3 protein-coding genes are annotated in these 1,701 nt (G+C 44.5%); 2 read left to right on the forward strand and 1 reads right to left on the reverse strand.

Annotated features, from left to right (window positions below; translation table 11 throughout):
- Positions 1–309: 309 nt before the first annotated feature.
- Positions 310–849 (forward strand): group 1 truncated hemoglobin, encoded by a 540-nt coding sequence (locus QUA80_RS33450; RefSeq protein ID WP_333429194.1) that lies wholly within the window; start codon positions 310–312, stop codon positions 847–849.
- A 1-nt stretch (position 850) separates the two neighbouring features.
- A complete protein-coding gene (locus tag QUA80_RS33455) occupies positions 851–1,192 on the forward strand; it encodes a hypothetical protein (protein WP_333429195.1) in 342 nt (113 codons plus the stop codon).
- Positions 1,193–1,303: 111 nt separating this feature from the next.
- On the opposite strand, the gene QUA80_RS33460 is transcribed toward QUA80_RS33455, so the two are convergent.
- Entirely contained in the window at positions 1,304–1,498 is a 195-nt protein-coding gene (locus QUA80_RS33460; protein ID WP_333429196.1) for a hypothetical protein, read from the reverse strand.
- Between the last annotated feature and the right edge of the window lie 203 nt (positions 1,499–1,701).

The raw sequence follows: 1,701 nt of genomic DNA on the forward strand, positions 1-1,701 counted from the left end.
TATTGCTTGCACTTTTTTAGCGTTAAAACGAGCCAAAGTGTTTTGAGATAAGGGTTTTAGCCTTTTTCAGCAAGCCCTATCTAAGAAATATTACAAAATCTACCGTAAGATGATTTGATGGTAAAGTTATCAATTGATGTGGAGAGCGATCGCTCTTTACCCTCGCCTCTTTACGATCGCACAGAGCGAAAGACTAAGTTTAGTTGGGCTTATAATTCGGCTTCCGGCTTCTTAAGCTTATGTATCTGTAAGTGACTTAATGCTGAAGATTCAATTAACCATATTACCATCACAAGTGGAGATTTTTCAATGAAACTCAGTAAATCTTTAGCAACGCTGTTGACATTAATTTGTATCACACTCATAGTTGTGACTACTTTCAGATTAAGCCCTAGTTTCGCTCGTTCTACACCGGTGATGTCAGCACAAGTATCAGCAGAAAAAGTAACTACAGATCTGATAGCACAAGGTTCTTCAGGAAGATCTCTCTACACTAGGTTAGGAGGCTACAACGCGATCGCAGCCGTCATTGATGATTCAGCAACTTTCATATTTGCTGACCCAGTAATTGGTAAATACTTTATTGGCTTGAGCACAAACTCAAAACAGAGGCTGCGTCAGTTGTTGGTGGATCAATTCTGCCAAGCGGCAGGGGGGCCTTGTGTTTATACAGGGCGGACTATGAAACTTTCCCATAGTGGAATGGGTGGAGGTCTCACGAACAGTGAATTTAACGCTTTTGCTAATGGTGTGTCCCAAGCTCTCGATAAAAATAGCGTCAATCCACCAGACAAAGCCGATGTCCTGGCATTTGTTGAGAGTCTCAGAAGCAAGATTGTCGAAAAGTAATATGAAACACTCGAATCTCCTCCTGCTTTCGGTTGCATTTCTGCTACTGTCAGGAATGGTAACGGCCGACGCAGCCCGTGCAAAACCGTCAGAGCCAACGACCGAGATGAAAGTTCCAGTATCCCCCATGCCGAGGCAGTCTTCTGAGCGCTTTTCCATGCCTGCTATTTTTGCTCCACTCCATGCTCAATCCAACGATCGACCTTTTTGTTTTTATCAGCGCTCCGATAGCACGATAGTTGATTTGAGCAGACTGTGTGGGGCTAAGAGCACCGAAACGGGTACAAATACTAGATGGGAGAACGCTCCTGTTGAGGAGAAGAAGACCCCTATTTATTGGTAGAAAAATGAGAACTTGTTTCAGTAGACGAATTCCATAGGAGCGCCTTTGCCTTACTTCACCCGAAGTACGCGCGTGCGTAGCTATCCCGCCTAGGGAATCGCCCTCATCGCTTCAAATCTCCCCATTCACCTGCATCTGATGCACCTTGTCAGCCAACTCTTGCAAGCGCTTTTCGTCCAACTCGTCGATCGCCAGCATCCCGACATAGATAATTTCCTTCAGCGTTAGGCGGGTTGCTAGCGCCTTTTTCTGCACAATTTCCTTGATGAGGGGGCTCACCCCGATGGCGGTACTGGCTCTAGTCATCCAATTTTAGATTTTAGATTTTAGATTTTAGATCGATCCCACAGGTGAATCCGAGGCCCCGAACCAAATTGCTTGATTGTCACAAAGGTCACGGGAGATTAATAACTTGGATTAAATCTTAGCACCTTTAACCCTGTTTTGTCACTTTAGGCAGAGGAAAAGTATAAATCAGGGTGAGTCAGGAATAGAGAAATTGAATCTGT

This window comes from Microcoleus sp. F4-D5 (assembly GCF_036704885.1).
In the GTDB taxonomy this organism is placed as follows: Bacteria; Cyanobacteriota; Cyanobacteriia; order Cyanobacteriales; family Microcoleaceae; genus Microcoleus.

Coding starts and splice junctions, on each gene's coding strand:
- QUA80_RS33455 (WP_333429195.1), top strand. CDS start 851: ATGAAACACTCGAATCTCCTCCTGCTTTCGGTTGCATTTCTGCTACTG.
- QUA80_RS33460 (WP_333429196.1), bottom strand. CDS start 1,498: ATGACTAGAGCCAGTACCGCCATCGGGGTGAGCCCCCTCATCAAGGAA.
- QUA80_RS33450 (WP_333429194.1), top strand. CDS start 310: ATGAAACTCAGTAAATCTTTAGCAACGCTGTTGACATTAATTTGTATC.